Origin of the sequence: Bacillus sp. FSL R9-9497 (assembly GCF_038005805.1) — a bacterium.
Taxonomy (GTDB): Bacteria; Bacillota; Bacilli; order Bacillales; family Bacillaceae_G; genus Bacillus_A; species Bacillus_A cereus.
This window is the reverse complement of sequence record NZ_JBBOTY010000001.1, coordinates 339,888-355,380: the sequence shown is the minus strand read 5'-3', so window position 1 is coordinate 355,380 and position 15,493 is coordinate 339,888. Positions and strand designations below refer to the sequence as shown.

Genomic DNA, 15,493 nt, shown 5'->3' with positions numbered 1-15,493 from the left:
TATTCAATGAAAATTACAGCTATTCATCTTTACGCAATTCGTTTACCGCTTCGCAATCCGTTTGTTATTAGTTATGGCTCTTATTCTGATATGCCCTCTATTATCGTCAAAATGGAAACAGATGAAGGTATTATCGGTTACGGTGAAGGCGTTGCTGATGATCACGTCACAGGTGAATCATGGGAAAGTACTTTCCATACTTTAAAACATACGCTAACCCCGGCCCTAATCGGACAAAATCCAATGAATATCGAAAAAATACACGACATGATGGACAATACAATTTACGGTGTTCCAACAGCGAAAGCCGCAATTGATATTGCTTGTTTTGATATAATGGGCAAAAAACTAAATCAACCTGTATATCAATTAATTGGCGGGCGCTATCATGAAGAATTCCCTGTCACTCACGTTTTAAGTATTGCCGATCCTGAAGATATGGCTGAAGAAGCTGCTTCTATGATTCAAAAAGGTTACCAATCTTTCAAAATGAAAGTTGGTACGAATGTAAAAGAAGATGTGAAACGTATTGAAGCTGTACGAGAACGTGTAGGAAATGACATTGCGATTCGCGTTGATGTAAATCAAGGCTGGAAAAATAGCGCAAACACATTAACAGCACTGCGTTCATTAGGACATTTAAACATTGACTGGATTGAACAACCTGTTATCGCGGACGATATTGATGCCATGGCTCATATCCGTTCTAAGACAGACCTCCCGCTTATGATTGATGAAGGACTAAAAAGTTCTCGTGAAATGCGCCAAATTATTAAATTAGAAGCTGCTGATAAAGTGAATATAAAACTAATGAAATGCGGTGGCATATATCCAGCTGTAAAGCTCGCTCATCAAGCTGAAATGGCCGGCATTGAATGCCAAGTGGGATCAATGGTCGAATCATCTGTTGCCTCTTCCGCAGGATTCCATGTCGCTTTCTCAAAGAAAATCATTACGAGCGTAGAGCTAACGGGACCATTAAAATTCACGAAAGACATCGGAAACTTACATTACGATGTACCATTCATTCGCTTAAACGAAAAGCCCGGACTCGGCATTGAAATAAATGAAGATACACTACAAGAACTAACCGTCTTTCAAGATGTTGTACGCTAAAGGAGGACTATCATATGACGGTTCTATACGAAGGAACATTAAAACAAAATAACGAATCATTTCACGTTACATTACTATCACTAGAGCACATCGAACAAATTTTATCACTACAAAACATTGTAGTTGAAGCACTAGAAGATAAAAGTCGTTTACAACCACTCTCACAAGAAGAATTTCAATACATTCTAGAAGGAAACGGCATGATGATCGGTGCTTTTATCGAAAACGAACTCATCGCATTTCGCGCTCTACTCGTCCCTCCTATCGACGATGAACATTTAGGGTTTGATATTGGTTTGCCAGAAAGTGAACTACACCGCGTCATCTATCAAGAAATCTCAAACGTTCATCCGAACTGCCGAGGAAATGGTATGCAAAAAATATTAGCAAAGGTCATCATGGCCGAATTGCAAAAAGAAGACAGCAAATATGATTATGTATGCTGCACCGTTGCTCCTTTTAACATTCCGAGTTTGAAGGATAAGTTTGCGCAAGGGATGGAGATTGCTGCACTGAAAGAGAAGTATGGTGGTAGTCTGCGGTATGTTTTTGTGAAGGAATTGCGCGGAGATAAAGAAAGAGATTGGACGGATGTTCAAAGTATTCTAATGAATGATGCTGTTGGACAGCAGGCGTTGCTTTCGGATGGATATCGTGGGTATGAGATGGAGAAAGTTGATGAAGATTTTGTTGTGAAGTTTGGACGATAATCTATATACTCGAAAAGAGGAGATGTCTGCTGTGACATCTCCTTTTACTTTCTCTTCATTGAACATATCGATTGCAACTCCAAATATATCGGCGCAACTTCAAATATATCAGCGATTTTCGAAATATATCGACTTACCGACAAAGATTGACAATAATCGCAACCTATACAAAGCGCAACATTAAACCGTCATCTTCCAACTAGATAAAGCTAACCAGTTCTCCATTTCCTTATAGTCAGGCATTATCTTCCCGACAAGACGCCAAAAAGATCGATCATGATTTAAATGAACCATATGACACATTTCATGAACAACTACATAATCAATTACTCGCTGTGGTGCCATTGCTAACTTCCAATTGAATGTTAGCTGTAAATTCGAATCGCAAGTACCCCAAGTACGACTACTATCTGTAATACGAATAGAACGTGGTTTTGTTTTGAAATTACTTTGATGCGATTTAATACTCTTCTCTACTAAAGTTTTACACTGCTTATAATAAAATCGTTTTAAAGCTTGCTGTATTTTCTCATCCTTAAGCTCTTTCACATAAATATGTAACTTATCCCCTTCAAAAATCGCATTGTCTTGCTCAATGCTTACATCTTGGGAAATCTGTATCGGATACGTATTCCCTAAATACAAAAAGCCTTCTCCTTGATCGTAATCCTTTTCCTGTGGTCCATGCGCTCGCTCCTGCATTTCCTTACGTGTTGTCTTAATCCAATCCCACTTCTCCTCTAGCAACTGGACTAAGTATTCAACAGGTGTTCCTTTCGGAGCTTGCACTTCCACATTTCCGTATGAATCTACAAAAAGACGCACAGACTTTTTCTTCTTATAAGTTATATGAAAATTAATTGTCTCACCTAAATATGTATGTACCATTTCATCACCTAGCATAGTATTTTTACAAATAAAAAAGAGTAGGATACAAACGTCCTACTCTACCTATTATATCATTTACTGCTTTAACGAACTCATTATCCTCTATACTTTACAGCTAATCCTTTAATGAAATTCCTTGCGTATTTATCGCCGCACTCTTTGTAATTTTTATGGCCTTTTTTTCTTAATAGAGCGCCTAACTCTCCTTTTGTTACCGTAACGCCCACGCTATCTAATATATCAAGTACATCCTCACTCGTTAAAGATAGTGCGATTTTCATTTTCTTTAGAAGAAGGTTATTGGCACTCTCCTTGCTCTGTACAGGTGCAGGCTGCCCTGGTTTCGGATCTTGCTTCCCTCTTTTTAAGGTAATAAATCCATTTAAAAACGCCTCTAACATCATCATATCGCATATTTTTACGTACTCATCTTCAGCTACCTCATCATTTTCAGCTTCATGCTGAGGCGCTCTCTTTATTTTTGTAAGCATATCAACTACGTCTTCTTTCGTTACTTCTACGCCACCTAGTTTAAAGATTTCTACCATATCTATATCTTTTATATCTAAAGCGTATCTTACTCTTTTTAATATATCGTTGTTGCTCATTGCCATTGGGTTTCCTCCTGAAATGTTGATTATTTATTCAGCGGTTAAAGTTTATGCTATAACCTGCTTTAAATTATCATGTTTAATCTAACCTTTTAGTTATTGTCCGCTAAATTAATACTTTAACATTTTAAAGATATGTTTTATAGTCTTACCCGAACTTTTCTCTATCATTGTATCTACAGAGCTCTTACATGTTTTTTATATGCCTATAAAAAGATTTTTCTCTTAACATTAACTAAAAGAAAAAAACAGTGCTTTGATTTCTCAAATACACTGTTCTTTTCCAGCTCTGCACTTATTTTCAACTCACTCATGTCATGCACTACATATGAAATGATTTAACTGCTTAAAAGTTAAACCGTCTCACTATCCTGAGCCACACCAACACTATCCTCAAACTTATCCAACAAAGCACGCACTTCATCCGTCGACTTCGTGCTCATCAATTGATTTCTTAGTTCAGCAGCTCCTGGGAAGCCCTTCACATAAATTTTGAAGAAGCGATGTAATCCTGTTATGGATCGTGGTAATACTTCTGCATATTGATCTTGAAGATCAAGTTGTAGTCTTAAAAGATCTAGATGTTCTTTACTGCTATGCTCTCTTGGCTCTTTTTCAAAAGCAAATGGATTTTTGAAGATGCCTCGTCCGATCATTACGCCATCAATGCCGTATTTTTCAGCAAGTTCCAGTCCCATTTTACGATCAAGGATGTCTCCATTGATTGTTATTAACGTATTTGGTGCAATGCGGTCACGTAATTTTTTTATTTCCGGAATTAGTTCCCAATGCGCATCTACTTGGCTCATTTCTTCTCTTGTGCGTAAATGAATAGAAAGGTTCGCAATATCTTGTTTGAAGATGTGCGTTAACCAATCTTCCCACTCGCTTAACTCTTTAAAGCCAAGTCTTGTTTTTACGCTGACAGGTAGTCCGCCCGCTTTTGCTGCTTGAATAAGTTCTGCTGCAACGTCTGGACGTAGAATAAGGCCACTACCTTTTCCTCTTGATGCAACGTTCGGTACTGGGCAACCCATATTAATATCGATGCCTTTAAATCCTAGTTCTGCCATACCGATACTCATTTGACGGAAGTATTCGGGATTGTCTCCCCAAATATGTGCTACCATCGGTTGTTCGTCTTCTGTAAAAATTAAACGGCCACGTACACTTTTCATACCTTCTGGATGGCAATAGCTATCCGAGTTTGTAAACTCTGTGAAGAATACGTCCGGACGACCAGCTTCACTTACTACGTGACGGAAAACAACGTCTGTCACATCTTCCATTGGTGCAAGTACGAAAAATGGTCGTGGTAATTCACGCCAAAAATTATCTATCATTTTAAATTCAAATCCTCTCACTATGAATACAATTTCAAAATCTCAATTTATAATTTGTGAAAATCAGCAATATTTATTTTAACTAAAATCGCTTATGAATGGTATTTTTGTAAACCAAAAAGCAGATGGTATAGATTTTCCTATATCAACTGCTTTCCTATTATACTAACTTAAGCCAAGCGACACACTCTACGTGAGTCGTATGCGGGAACATATCAACAGGTTGTACTTCCTGTGTTTTATATCCGCCTTCTTCTAGTACTTTTAAATCACGTGCTAATGTTGCTGGGTTACATGATACGTATACGACGCGTTTTGGCTTCATGTCGATGATTGTGTTTAGTAATGCTTCGTCACAGCCTTTACGCGGTGGGTCTACGACCATTGTGTCAGCAATTACGCCTTCTTTGTACCATTTTGGAATGACTACTTCTGCTTCTCCTACCCCAAATTCAGCGTTTGTCATGTTGTTTAGTGCTGCATTTCGGTTTGCGTCTTCAATTGCTTCTGGGACGATTTCAACGCCGTACACTTTTTTCGCTTTTTGCGCTAGGAATAACGAGATTGATCCGATTCCGCAATAGGCATCAATTACTGTTTCGTTACCGCTTAATTTTGCGTATTCTAACGTTTTATCGTATAGCACTTTCGTTTGTTCTGGGTTTACTTGATAGAATGAACGTGCTGAAATCGCAAATTTAATGTCCCCGATAAAGTCATAAATATATTCTGATCCGTATAGTACTGTCGTTTTATCTCCGAAGATTACATTCGTACGCTTCGTATTTACGTTTTGAACAATGGATTTTACTTCTGGGAATTTCGCTGCAATTTCTTCAATGATTGCGTTTTTGTTCGGCAATTCTGCTGTACGTGTAATGAAGACAAGCATAATTTCCCCTGTTACTTGTCCGTAACGAGCCATTACGTGACGAAGTGTTCCTTTGTTACGCTCTTCGTTGTACGCAGTGATACCGTGCTTTTCACAAATACGTTTTACTTCTTGAATTAATGTATCGTTTTCTTCTGCCTGAATTAAGCATGATTCCATATTAATGATATCATGCGTTCCTTGGCGATAGAAACCAGCTACAAGTCCGCCTTCACGTTCTCCGATTGGTACTTGTGCTTTATTGCGATATACCCACGGGTTCTTCATGCCAAGTACAGGATGAACAGGAACATCGCCTAGTCCTCCGATACGTTGCATAACGTCACGTACTTGTTTTTCTTTCGCTTGTAATTGTCCTTCATAAGTTAAGTGCTGAAGCTGACAACCGCCGCACTGATTATATACTGGGCATTCAGCATCTTTACGATATGGACTTTCTGTATGAAGCTTCATTAAACGACCAAATGCGAAGTTTTTCTTCACTTTAATAATTTTAATTTGCGCTTCTTCACCTGGTAATCCGTTTTTAACGAAAATAGGATAGCCCTTTACTTTCGCAACACCGGCACCATCATGTGTTAAATCTTCAAATACTACATCTATAAACTCGTTTTTCTCAACTGGTGGCGTCATTTTAATACTCATTTTCCGACCTCTCTTTTTCATAACACTGCGTTACATTTTATCATACTTATATGGTCTTTTTCTATTGGAAGAAAAAAAGCTATTGACGATACTTCTCTGTTAATGTTACGCTACTACTAATTTAATACGGACGATGTTACCTCATATATACTTGATAATATGGATCGAGAGTTTCTACCCGGCAACCTTAAATTGCTGGACTATGGGGAAAACTAATGAATATTAGCCTATGCGCAAAAAAGGACTCATATTGATTAGCTTTCTCTCATAGATGAAAGTGAATCCATATGGGTCTTTTTTTATTTTTATTTTTCTAAAAGGTCAGACATCTTACGTATGACATAAAACCTCATTCCTTTATTTTTAGTAATATAACGAGCGTTTTATGTACAAACTTTATACGAACTTCTGAAAGGGGCAACTACATGCAATATGTAATGAGCATTATCGGTATTATTGCCGTGTTAGGTTTATGTTTTGCTTTGTCAAACAACAAAAGTAAAATCAACTTCCGTGCAATTGCAATTATGATTGGTTTCCAAATTTTAATCGGTTGGTTTATGTTTGCTACAAAGATTGGTCAACAAATCATTATTTTCATTAGTAAAGTTTTCAACAAACTAATTAAACTTGGTACGACAGGTGTCGATTTTCTCTTTAATGGAATTCAAAGAGATTTTGTCTTTTTCTTAAACGTATTATTAATTATCGTATTTTTCTCAGCACTACTTTCAATCTTTAGTTATTTAGGTGTTTTACCATTCATCGTTCGCGTTGTCGGCGGTGCAATTTCAAAAATCACTGGTTTACCACGCGTTGAGTCATTCCACGCAGTAAACTCTGTATTCTTCGGTTCAAGTGAAGCGTTAATCGTTATTAAAAACGATTTACAGCATTTCAATAAAAACCGTATGTTTATCATTTGTTGTTCTGCGATGAGCTCCGTTTCTGCTTCTGTTACAGCATCATACGTAATGATGTTAGATGCAAAATACGTACTAGCAGCTCTTCCGCTAAATTTATTCTCAAGCTTAATCGTTTGTTCGTTATTAACACCAGTTGATACGAAGAAAGAAGATGAAGTGATTCAAAAATTTGATAGAACGCTATTCGGGGACAGCTTTATCGGTGCAATGATTAACGGTGCGCTTGATGGTTTAAAAGTAGCTGGTATCGTTGCCGCATTAATGATCGCCTTTATCGGTGTGATGGAAGTTGTAAACTACGTAATTAGTGCAGCTTCAGGCGCAATGGGACATGCCATTACTTTACAACAAATCTTCGGTTACGTACTTTCTCCATTCGCATTCTTAATGGGTATTCCAACTCAAGATATTATCCCAGCTGGTGGTATTATGGGTACGAAGATTGTTTTAAATGAGTTTGTAGCAATCCTTGATTTAAAAGACACAGCTACAACATTAGCTCCACGTACAGTTGGAATCGTTACAGTATTCTTAATTAGCTTCGCAAGTATTAGCCAAATTGGTGCAATCGTTGGTACAATCCGTGCCCTTTCTGAAAAACAAGGAAGCGTTGTTTCTAAATTTGGTTGGAAAATGCTATTTGCATCAACACTTGCTTCTATTTTATCTGCGACAATCGCTGGATTGTTTATTTAATAAAAAATCACCTTTGCTTAGACAGCAAGGTGATTTTTTTATTGTCATCATTTAAGAAACTGAAGAAAACTCTAATGCCTCTTCCTTATTAATAATTTCCCCCTTATATTTACCTTTCACCGAAATATCAATAATTGATTTATTTTCTGCTTCCATTTTCCCTAAAGAAAATATATATATTAAATCATCTTTTTTTAACATCCATTGTTTTCCGTGCCAAGGTCCAGTTAACTTCTGTTCTGGTGACGCCAGTATTTCTCCAAAATATTCACATTCGCCTAGAGATGTTTTTACTATATTCTTCTTCGTATCAATAACTACATATTTAAGGAGCTTTATGCTTTCACTTGAAAAAATCTCTACTTCATGATCATTTTTTTTCTTAAATTTCAGCTTTCCATCTTTTGTATTAACCAATTTACTTTGATCAATTGCATTTAGTACAAACTCATACTCTTCTTTTGTAACACCGAAATTAGGGTGATATGGAAAACTTTTTTTCTCTGCATGTTCTTCTACATATTTTAAATACCATTCCATATTACTTGCTAGATGTTCTCTCATTCTTTGACCAATACTCCCTACCTTTTTAAGAGTATCTGGTTCCATCTCAAGTGTCATAATATCCGCCGTCACTTCCGCATTCATAAAATGCGATGGAATATACTCTTCCACACTATTTGCTTTACTCACTTCACTTTGACAACCAACTATAAATAGCGATATGAAAAAGATATATATTATTTTTTTATATTTCATTTCTATTCTCCACTCCATACATTATTCTTACTTAGTTTTATAGCGGTTTTTATTATAGTATAAAATCTTTATATTTTAATAAAATACATATCCTTATGCAAAATTGCATATTAATAAGTCTTCTTCTTACTTTAAAATTAGCTTAAATTACTTTCCAAATTATACAAATAACAAGTATTAAATGTTATAATTTGTAAAAAAACATTGGAGGACCTTATGAAAATTCACGCCCTTTTCGATTTCTTACATTTACTAGTCTTAACCCTGAAAAGCTATTATGTATGGGGAATGCCTATCTATGTCTTCATTATTCCTCTTATCTTTGTAGTCGGTTATATTATTATTAATTCTAATAAGAAACAAAAAAACACATCTATTCAAAGTCACTAATCTATTACATTAATAACCTCCTAAAAATCATATTCCCCTCATTTTCTTCAAATGATATGATGAACAAGGGTATATCCCCACCACTCTTATAGCGGTGGGGATTTTAATGTAAATATGCAACATACTACACAATAGAAGGTGATTTTTATGAGAAAATACGCAGCAATTGCTTTATGTACGTCTGCCATTCTAGCAGGCTGTAATACTAACAATGTAAGTCCAGAACCTAAAAAAGAGAAAACGGCTCAAGGGATTAAGAAACAAGCAGAGACTGTGCAAGAACAAGGTAAAATCTCATATAATGCAATTACACATGAATCTACAAACACAAGTATTCATATTACAGACATAAAAGATTCTTTAAATGAAGTACAATATAAAATTTGGCGCACAGCTGATGGAAAGGAACGTGCTAAATCTTTTTCTTCTAAAGAAAAGGAGAAACAATTTGCAATTTCTTTTGATATAAAAGAATTTGAAGGAAAACGCGGTGAGTTTCAAATTGAAGCAACAGGAATGAAAGAAGATGGGAAAACAATCCCGCTTACGAAATCTACTATTACTTTCGAACAAAAGGTTCCTGTTCTTATGTATCACGCAATCGATGATTATCATGGTCAAGGTATTAAAGACTTATTCGTATCACCAGCTAACTTTGAAGCACAAATAAAATATTTAAAGGATAATGGTTATACGCTTTTAACGTTTGAACGCTGGGGCGATATAAATAAAGTAAATAAGCCGATTTTTGTTACATTTGATGACGGTATGAAAAATAATATGAATGCATTTCGCATTTTACAAAAGCTAAAAGATGATACTTTTAAACCGGCAGCAACAGAATATATGATTGTTGATAACGTTGATGTAGAAGGAGCATTGTCTACTTCTGAAATAAAAGAAATGGTTGATTCCGGCATTTTCTCGGTGCAATCTCATACTGCAACACATGCAGATTTACCGAAAATTACAAACTATGAGGAAGAGTTAAAAGGTTCAAAAGAAAAGCTAGAAAAAATAACAGGTAAGCCTGTTATCGCGATTGCTTATCCATTCGGTCATGTAGATGATAAGGTTGTTGCAGAAACGAAGAAGTATTATCAATTTGCGCCGACGACAAAGCCTGGGCAATTCATTACGAAGGGTGAACCTGATGAATTGTTAAAGATGAAGCGCGTTCGTATACACCATACAACGACTGTAGAGCAGTTTGCTTCTTCAATTAAGTAAATATAAGGGCTCAATACATTTTGAGCTCTCTTTTTACTTTATATTTATATATATTTTTAGAATTTTCTTGTATTATATATAGTAAGAAATCTTTCAAATTAAAGGAGATTATACATATGTCATTTGAACAAACGTTAGAGAAATATGCTGCTCTTGCAGTTAATGTTGGTGTTAATATTCAACCTGGACAAACTTTATCAATTAGTGCACCTCTTGAAGCTGTACAATTTGTACGCCTCGTTACAGAAAAAGCATATAAATCTGGTGCAAAACACGTATATGTAGATTGGAATGATGAGACGTTAACACGCTTAAAATTCGATCTAGCTCCTGAAGAAGCTTTCGCTGAATTTCCATCTTGGAAAGCACATGCTCGTGAAGAATTAGCAAAAGAAGGCGCTGCATTTATGTCTATCTATGCAGAAAACCCTGATTTATTAAAAGGTGTAGAACCATCGCGTATCGCAACAGCTCATAAAGTAGCTGGAGAAGCAATGAAAGTATACCGTGATTACGTACAAGCAGATAAAGTAAGTTGGTGTGTCATTTCTGTTCCTACGAAAGAATGGGCTGCGAAAGTATTCCCTGACGTAGCGCCAGAAGAACAAGAAGCAAAGTTATGGGATGCTATTTTCAAAGCTACTCGTGCTGATTTAGAAAATCCTGTAGAAGCATGGAAAGAACATGATGAAACATTACATACAAAAGTGGATTACTTAAACGAAAAGCATTATAAAGCTCTTCACTATACAGGTCCTGGAACAGATTTAACAATCGAACTTCCAGAAAAACATGTATGGGCTGGTGCTGGTAGCTTAAATGAAAAGAACGTACCATTTATGGCTAATATTCCAACTGAAGAAGTATTTACAATGCCACTTAAAACAGGTGTAAACGGCCAAGTTTCTAGTACAAAACCGTTAGTATTTGCAGGTAATATTATCGATAATTTCACGTTAACATTTGAAAACGGACGTATTGTAGACTATAAAGCTGAAGCTGGTGAAGAAGCTTTAAAACATTTAGTAGAAACAGATGAAGGTTCTCACTTCTTAGGGGAAGTAGCTTTAGTACCTCATGACTCACCAATTTCAAACACAAATGTTTTATTCTACAATACACTATTTGACGAAAATGCATCTTGCCACCTTGCGATTGGAAATGCTTACGCATTTAACTTAGTTGGCGGAAAAACAATGTCTAAAGAAGAACTTGCTGAAAACGGCGCAAACGCTAGTATCACACACAACGACTTCATGATTGGATCAGCTGAGCTTGATATTGACGGTATTACTGCTGATGGCAGACATGAGCCTATCTTCCGTAAAGGTAACTGGGCGTTTTAAATTTATTACCATAAAGAAACACATTGGATAATCCAATGTGTTTCTTTATTTATTTGGTTTCAATTCAAATTTTATTATTCTATTTTCACGTGTAAACTCTGGTCTATACGTAGCGATATACGTATTTTCTTTCGCTACGTCAAATAGCATGATATCTTGAATTTTTTCTTCTGGTGCTAACTTTTTACTAATAAAGCTATCAGGGTTATTATATTCTTTAAATCTTGTACCTTTCTTATCGGTAATCTCAAATTCATAAAATGCAAAAGGTATTTCCTTTTTACTATTATTTTCCACTTTGAAAATAATCCCCAAAATCTCCTCTTTCTTTTTATCCTCATCATAATCCGGATATCCTAATTTAACTGAATCGATAGTTACTTGCAAACCATCTACTTCTACTGTCTCCCCTATTTTATACACTTTATCTTGAACATCTTCTTGTTTACTTTCATTACTATCTTTAGTCTCAGTGCAAGCACTTAAACTAAAAGCTATGCCAAAAATCAAAAAAATTTGACTCACCTTTTTTAACATACTCTTTCCCCCACATAAGACAATATTTCATATGTATCATAACAAAATGCTTTACGCTTTCTTGTCATATTTTGTCGTATTAATTGCTAACTGCACAAATAGAAAAAAGCTATCTTCTACAAAAGATAGCTTTCATGATGCCGATGAAACCTTAAGCCCAATGACACCCAAAACAATAAAAAGAATACAAAATGCTTGGAATAAACTAATATGCTCTTTAAAAAAGTAAACACTAATGATTGTAATAAGTAATGTTCCAACGCCAGACCAAATAGCATAAGCAATGCTTAAATGAATCTTTTTAACGACGATGGCAAATACGCTAAAACAAATACCATAGAATACGAAAATCAGTACACTCGGAACGAGCTTTGTTAAACCATTTGATAGTTTCATCGCAATTGTTCCAGCTACTTCAAAAATAATTGTAACAAGTAATAATAGCCAATATACCATACTAAAATCTCCTTCTCTGTTACCTTATAGAGATTCTAGTATACTACTTATAGTCCCAATGAAATATATTTAATTTCTAAATATTCCTCGATGCCGAAATGGCCTCCTTCACGACCGATACCACTTTCTTTAAAGCCACCGAATGGTGCTTGTGCAACTGATGGAAGACCGTCGTTTAGACCGATAATACCGTACTCTAACGCTTCACTAATTTGGAATGCTTGGCTAATGTCTTTCGTGAAAATATACGCAGCTAAACCGTATGGTGTATTATTTGCACGTTCGATTACTTCATCAACTGTTTTAAATTTCGCAACTGGTGCCACTGGCCCAAATGTTTCTTCATTCATACAAAGCATCGTATCATTTGCCAATCCAATTACAGTCGGTTGAATGAAATGTCCCTCTAACTCTGCGACCTTTTGACCACCATATAAAACTGTTCCACCTTTTTGAATAGCATCTTCAATATGTTCTTGTACTTTTGAAACTGCATTCTCATCAATAAGTGGTCCGACAGTCGTTCCGTCACTGAAACCGTCTCCTACTTTCAACTGCCCTACTGCCTTTTGGAACTTCTCTACAAATACTTCGTATACTTCTTCTTGAACGAATACTCGGTTTGTACATATACACGTTTGTCCTGCGTTACGGAATTTCGAACCAATCACCGCTTCTACTGCTTTATCTAAATCTGCATCATTCATTACGATAAACGGAGCGTGACCACCTAACTCAAGTGAAACTTTTTTCATCGTTTGCGCCGCACTAGCCATTAACTCTTTCCCAATTTCCGTTGACCCTGTAAAGGACACTTTTCGAACGCGACTATCTTCCATCCATGTATCAGCAATTGCTTTTGCACTACCTGTTACGATATTGATTACGCCCTTTGGAATATCTGCTTCATGAGCTAATTCAGCCAATTTCAATGCAGTTAATGGCGTTTGACTCGCCGGTTTCACAACGGCTGTACAGCCTGCTGCAAGCGCTGGGGCTACCTTTCTCGTAATCATCGCTGCCGGGAAGTTCCAAGGTGTAATAGCTGCCATAACGCCAACTGGTTGCTTCATAACTAAAATGCGCTTATTCGGATGAGAAGCAGGAATCATTTCACCATACACACGTTTCCCTTCTTCTGCATACCATTCAACAAAACTATTTGCATAATTTACTTCACCAAGCGCTTCTGCAAACGGCTTTCCTTGTTCCTTTGTCATAATCGCTGCGATCTCTTCTTTGTTTTTATCAATAAGCATGAACCACTTTTTTAACTTCGTTGCACGATCTGCTGCCGTTAACTTAGACCACGTTTTAAAAGCTTCATGTGCAGCATCAACAGCTTGCTTTGCCTCTGTTACTCCGCCTTTTGGTACAGTTGCAAATATTTCCTTCGTCGCAGGATTATTTACTTCAATTTGTTCTTGTAGTGTAATCCACTCACCATTTATATACATCGCCTTTTTATCTATACTTACGAAAGTCGCCTTTTTATCCAATGTTTTCTTCCTCCTCTATGAACTTCTTAATTTTCCTAGTAGCAGCAGATTGACTAATTTGCAAAAACTCAGCCACTTTATAACTTGATCCATACGTTTTATACGCTTTAAGAATAATATTTCTCTCTACCTCTTCCAGCATTTTATAAAGGCTTTGCCCCGATTGTTCAACTGCAGCCTCTTGCATAGAGAGTGGCAAATCCTCTACCGTTACAACATCATCGACAGTAATAACAATTCTCTCAATTACATTCTCTATTTCTCTATTGTTTCCTTCCCACGGATATCCAACAAACATTTGTAACGTACTCGGCGCTAGTTTCACATCACGTCCGTACTTTTTATTAAAGTGCTGCAAGTAATGATAAATAAGCGGCAAAATATCTTCTGTTCTTTCCCTAAGCGGGGGAATTGCAATTGGAATAACATTCAGACGATAGTATAAATCTTTCCGAAATGTTCCTTGTTTCACCATCATACTTAAATCTCTATTTGTTGCCGCCACAATTCGAACATCCACTTTTTTTAATTCTCTTCCGCCTATAGGACGAAATGTTTTTTCTTGCAATACTTGCAAAAGCTTCGCTTGAATTTCCAGCGGCATTTCACCGATTTCATCTAAAAAAAGAGTTCCTTTATGCGCGGATTCTAATAGTCCCTTTTTCCCTTCACGATTCGCACCTGTAAAAGATCCACCTGAATATCCAAAAAGCTCCGATTCAATTAAATTAGTTGGCAATGCCGCACAATTAATTTCATAGAAACTTTCATTCTTACGGTGACTCACTTCATGTAAATGGCGTACTAATCGACTTTTCCCAACTCCAGTCTCGCCTAAAACGAGAACAGTACTATCCACTACAGATACTTTTTTGATTGTATCGACTATTTTTTGCATAGCTAGACTTTTAAAAATAAGTCCTTCATGCTCATATGTTTCTCTTAATTCTTTTTTATATGTTTTTAGCTGATTATCCATTTCCTCTACCTTTTGACGTAATTGATAGAGTTCAGTAAGGTCCCGAGAATAACTAATCACTCTTCTTAAATTTCCCTCATCATCAAAAACAGGCCTTGTACGAACGTGTAAATACTCTCCTGATTTTGTAGTTTGAACGAGTTCAATTGGCCTCTTTTTTTCAATCACTTCTAATGTCGCTGATGGATAAAAGATTCCATCCTTTTGTAGTTCTTTTACATGCTTACCAACTAACTCTTCGGCAGCTAGTTGGTAGTGCCTTTCACATGTACTATTTACACGCACAACGATCCCCTGCTCATCTGTAACAAAAATTTCGTCAAACGCATATTCAAATACATCTTTTAAATCCATTAACACTCGTTCCTTTTCTGCAACCATCCTAGCCACCCCTAACTTCAAATCCATCGATCCACTTCACTACCTTTATTATAAAGTGAATTTTCTGCATTTAATATAGAGTCAGCTAG

14 protein-coding genes and 1 riboswitch are annotated in these 15,493 nt (G+C 36.3%); of the genes, 5 read left to right on the top strand and 9 right to left on the bottom strand.

The window, feature by feature from the left end; genetic code table 11:
- Positions 1 to 6 precede the first annotated feature (6 nt).
- Positions 7 to 1,116, top strand: a complete 1,110-nt coding sequence (locus MKY21_RS01915; protein WP_016117088.1) for a mandelate racemase/muconate lactonizing enzyme family protein — start codon at positions 7 to 9, stop codon at positions 1,114 to 1,116.
- Between the two features lie 14 nt (positions 1,117 to 1,130).
- A complete protein-coding gene (locus tag MKY21_RS01910) occupies positions 1,131 to 1,826 on the top strand; it encodes a GNAT family N-acetyltransferase (protein ID WP_137074069.1) in 696 nt (231 codons plus the stop codon).
- A gap of 180 nt (positions 1,827 to 2,006) precedes the next feature.
- Here the strand turns inward: MKY21_RS01910 and MKY21_RS01905 are convergent, their stop codons facing one another.
- The 4 genes from MKY21_RS01905 to rlmD all read right to left on the bottom strand — a co-directional run bounded on the left by MKY21_RS01905 (position 2,007) and on the right by rlmD (position 6,205).
- Positions 2,007 to 2,714 carry a M48 family metallopeptidase gene (locus tag MKY21_RS01905; protein WP_144575837.1) on the bottom strand — a complete coding sequence of 236 codons (708 nt, stop codon included), beginning with the start codon at positions 2,712 to 2,714 and terminating at the stop codon, positions 2,007 to 2,009.
- Positions 2,715 to 2,809: 95 nt separating this feature from the next.
- Positions 2,810 to 3,328, bottom strand: coding sequence for a YehS family protein (locus tag MKY21_RS01900; RefSeq protein ID WP_144575835.1), 519 nt, complete (start codon positions 3,326 to 3,328; stop codon positions 2,810 to 2,812).
- A gap of 350 nt (positions 3,329 to 3,678) precedes the next feature.
- Positions 3,679 to 4,668, bottom strand: coding sequence for a tRNA dihydrouridine synthase (locus MKY21_RS01895; RefSeq protein ID WP_000566708.1), 990 nt, complete (start codon positions 4,666 to 4,668; stop codon positions 3,679 to 3,681).
- A gap of 160 nt (positions 4,669 to 4,828) precedes the next feature.
- Positions 4,829 to 6,205, bottom strand: coding sequence for a 23S rRNA (uracil(1939)-C(5))-methyltransferase RlmD (rlmD, locus tag MKY21_RS01890; RefSeq protein WP_341075308.1), 1,377 nt, complete (start codon positions 6,203 to 6,205; stop codon positions 4,829 to 4,831).
- Positions 6,206 to 6,326: 121 nt separating this feature from the next.
- A riboswitch (purine riboswitch) is annotated at positions 6,327 to 6,428 on the top strand.
- A 202-nt stretch (positions 6,429 to 6,630) separates the two neighbouring features.
- On the opposite strand from rlmD, the gene MKY21_RS01885 reads away from it, so the two are divergent.
- On the top strand, positions 6,631 to 7,827 hold the full coding sequence (locus MKY21_RS01885) for a NupC/NupG family nucleoside CNT transporter (protein WP_044795616.1): 1,197 nt from the start codon (positions 6,631 to 6,633) through the stop codon (positions 7,825 to 7,827).
- 51 nt (positions 7,828 to 7,878) lie between these two features.
- Here the strand turns inward: MKY21_RS01885 and MKY21_RS01880 are convergent, their stop codons facing one another.
- Complete coding sequence (locus tag MKY21_RS01880; protein WP_267378173.1) at positions 7,879 to 8,586, bottom strand: hypothetical protein; 708 nt, start codon at positions 8,584 to 8,586, stop codon at positions 7,879 to 7,881.
- 537 nt (positions 8,587 to 9,123) lie between these two features.
- On the opposite strand from MKY21_RS01880, the gene MKY21_RS01875 reads away from it, so the two are divergent.
- Both MKY21_RS01875 and MKY21_RS01870 read left to right on the top strand, forming a co-directional pair.
- Positions 9,124 to 10,206 (top strand): polysaccharide deacetylase family protein, encoded by a 1,083-nt coding sequence (locus tag MKY21_RS01875; RefSeq protein WP_341075302.1) that lies wholly within the window; start codon positions 9,124 to 9,126, stop codon positions 10,204 to 10,206.
- A 116-nt stretch (positions 10,207 to 10,322) separates the two neighbouring features.
- Complete coding sequence (locus MKY21_RS01870; protein ID WP_000007357.1) at positions 10,323 to 11,552, top strand: aminopeptidase; 1,230 nt, start codon at positions 10,323 to 10,325, stop codon at positions 11,550 to 11,552.
- A gap of 45 nt (positions 11,553 to 11,597) precedes the next feature.
- Here the strand turns inward: MKY21_RS01870 and MKY21_RS01865 are convergent, their stop codons facing one another.
- From MKY21_RS01865 to MKY21_RS01850, 4 genes are all read right to left on the bottom strand, one after another.
- A complete protein-coding gene (locus MKY21_RS01865; protein ID WP_000915099.1) occupies positions 11,598 to 12,089 on the bottom strand; it encodes a DUF4352 domain-containing protein in 492 nt (163 codons plus the stop codon).
- A gap of 132 nt (positions 12,090 to 12,221) precedes the next feature.
- Entirely contained in the window at positions 12,222 to 12,545 is a 324-nt protein-coding gene (locus MKY21_RS01860) for a DMT family transporter (protein ID WP_000263262.1), read from the bottom strand.
- A gap of 47 nt (positions 12,546 to 12,592) precedes the next feature.
- On the bottom strand, positions 12,593 to 14,044 hold the full coding sequence (gene gabD, locus MKY21_RS01855) for an NADP-dependent succinate-semialdehyde dehydrogenase (RefSeq protein ID WP_000358129.1): 1,452 nt from the start codon (positions 14,042 to 14,044) through the stop codon (positions 12,593 to 12,595).
- Entirely contained in the window at positions 14,037 to 15,404 is a 1,368-nt protein-coding gene (locus tag MKY21_RS01850) for a sigma-54 interaction domain-containing protein (RefSeq protein WP_044795613.1), read from the bottom strand. The genes gabD and MKY21_RS01850 overlap by 8 nt, the downstream gene beginning before the upstream one ends.
- Positions 15,405 to 15,493: the final 89 nt, after the last annotated feature.

What these genes read in the sequence shown, in the direction of transcription:
- MKY21_RS01915 (WP_016117088.1), top strand. Translation starts at nt 7, where the DNA reads ATGAAAATTACAGCTATTCATCTTTACGCAATTCGTTTACCGCTTCGC.
- MKY21_RS01910 (WP_137074069.1), top strand. Translation starts at nt 1,131, where the DNA reads ATGACGGTTCTATACGAAGGAACATTAAAACAAAATAACGAATCATTT.
- MKY21_RS01905 (WP_144575837.1), bottom strand. Translation starts at nt 2,714, where the DNA reads ATGGTACATACATATTTAGGTGAGACAATTAATTTTCATATAACTTAT.
- MKY21_RS01900 (WP_144575835.1), bottom strand. Translation starts at nt 3,328, where the DNA reads ATGGCAATGAGCAACAACGATATATTAAAAAGAGTAAGATACGCTTTA.
- MKY21_RS01895 (WP_000566708.1), bottom strand. Translation starts at nt 4,668, where the DNA reads ATGATAGATAATTTTTGGCGTGAATTACCACGACCATTTTTCGTACTT.
- rlmD (WP_341075308.1), bottom strand. Translation starts at nt 6,205, where the DNA reads ATGAGTATTAAAATGACGCCACCAGTTGAGAAAAACGAGTTTATAGAT.
- MKY21_RS01885 (WP_044795616.1), top strand. Translation starts at nt 6,631, where the DNA reads ATGCAATATGTAATGAGCATTATCGGTATTATTGCCGTGTTAGGTTTA.
- MKY21_RS01880 (WP_267378173.1), bottom strand. Translation starts at nt 8,586, where the DNA reads ATGAAATATAAAAAAATAATATATATCTTTTTCATATCGCTATTTATA.
- MKY21_RS01875 (WP_341075302.1), top strand. Translation starts at nt 9,124, where the DNA reads ATGAGAAAATACGCAGCAATTGCTTTATGTACGTCTGCCATTCTAGCA.
- MKY21_RS01870 (WP_000007357.1), top strand. Translation starts at nt 10,323, where the DNA reads ATGTCATTTGAACAAACGTTAGAGAAATATGCTGCTCTTGCAGTTAAT.
- MKY21_RS01865 (WP_000915099.1), bottom strand. Translation starts at nt 12,089, where the DNA reads ATGTTAAAAAAGGTGAGTCAAATTTTTTTGATTTTTGGCATAGCTTTT.
- MKY21_RS01860 (WP_000263262.1), bottom strand. Translation starts at nt 12,545, where the DNA reads ATGGTATATTGGCTATTATTACTTGTTACAATTATTTTTGAAGTAGCT.
- MKY21_RS01850 (WP_044795613.1), bottom strand. Translation starts at nt 15,404, where the DNA reads ATGGTTGCAGAAAAGGAACGAGTGTTAATGGATTTAAAAGATGTATTT.